The organism is Paenisporosarcina sp. P4_E4_2 (assembly GCF_056401595.1).
Genome location: NZ_JBFUJC010000569.1, coordinates 1 through 1,076, shown reverse-complemented (window position 1 = coordinate 1,076; position 1,076 = coordinate 1). Strand labels below are relative to the sequence as shown.

General features: G+C 37.1%; 2 protein-coding genes. Both read left to right on the top strand.

Annotated elements, in window-relative coordinates; all coding sequences use genetic code 11:
- The first annotated feature begins 44 nt into the window (after window positions 1–44).
- Window positions 45–272 carry a S4 domain-containing protein YaaA gene (yaaA, locus tag AC1DSB_RS19795; RefSeq protein ID WP_016428943.1) on the top strand — a complete coding sequence of 76 codons (228 nt, stop codon included), beginning with the start codon at window positions 45–47 and terminating at the stop codon, window positions 270–272.
- A gap of 1 nt (window position 273) precedes the next feature.
- Window positions 274–1,076 (top strand): DNA replication/repair protein RecF (gene recF, locus AC1DSB_RS19790; RefSeq protein ID WP_477587483.1); only part of this gene is annotated, 803 nt, incomplete at its 3' end.

The following is a 1,076-nucleotide window of genomic DNA, read 5'->3' as shown; positions in this document are numbered from 1 at the left end:
AGTAAAATGAAGGGATAGACTAAAAAGCGAAGGATGTAATTAACTTGAAAGAACTTGAAATTGGAACGGAATATGTAACCCTCGGGCAAGTACTGAAAATGACTGACGTAATAAGCTCAGGTGGGATGGCAAAATGGTTTTTATCGGAAAATGAAGTATTGATAAACGGGGAAGTAGATCAAAGACGTGGACGTAAACTTCGTCATGGAGATTTAGTAAACATCCCTGGAGTAGGCGAACTTCGCATTGTGGATCCATTGAGCGGGCAATAATATGCACATAGAAAGTCTGGAATTAACGAACTACCGAAACTACGAATCGTTAGCGTTAAATTTTTCAAAAACAATCAATGTCTTGATTGGCGAAAATGCACAGGGAAAAACCAACATCATGGAATCGATTTATGTGTTATCCATGGCAAAATCTCACCGAACGTCCAATGATAAAGAATTGATACGTTGGGCTGAAGAATATGGTAAAATAAAAGGTGATGTTCAGAAAAAATATGGTCGCTTACCGCTTGAATTGACTTTATCCAAAAAAGGCAAAAAAGCAAAAGTGAATCATTTAGAACAAAACCGTTTAAGTGATTATATCGGTCAACTAAATGTGGTGATGTTTGCACCAGAAGATTTGCATCTTGTAAAAGGCAGTCCTCAAGTAAGAAGACGTTTTTTGGATATGGAAATTGGGCAAATATCGCCTGTTTATTTACACGATTTATTAASGTTTCAAAAGTTATTAAAACAGCGTAACCATTTACTGAAAATGCATCAAGGAAAATCATCTGTAAATGATGTGATGTTTGATGTTTATACTGATCAATATATTCAAGCAGCTGTCAGTGTTATCCGTAAAAGATTTCAATTTATGGAGCTTCTTCAAAAATGGGCAGAACCGATTCATTTCGGGATTTCCCGTGGACTTGAAAAATTAGAAGTTCGTTATAACCCTGTCAGTGGCCTTGACCAAAATGCGACATTTGAACAAATGGCTGATTTTTTGCAGCAAAAATTGCAAGCAGGCAAAGCGCAAGAATTAGCGAGAGGTGTAACATTAACCGGTCCTCACCGGGA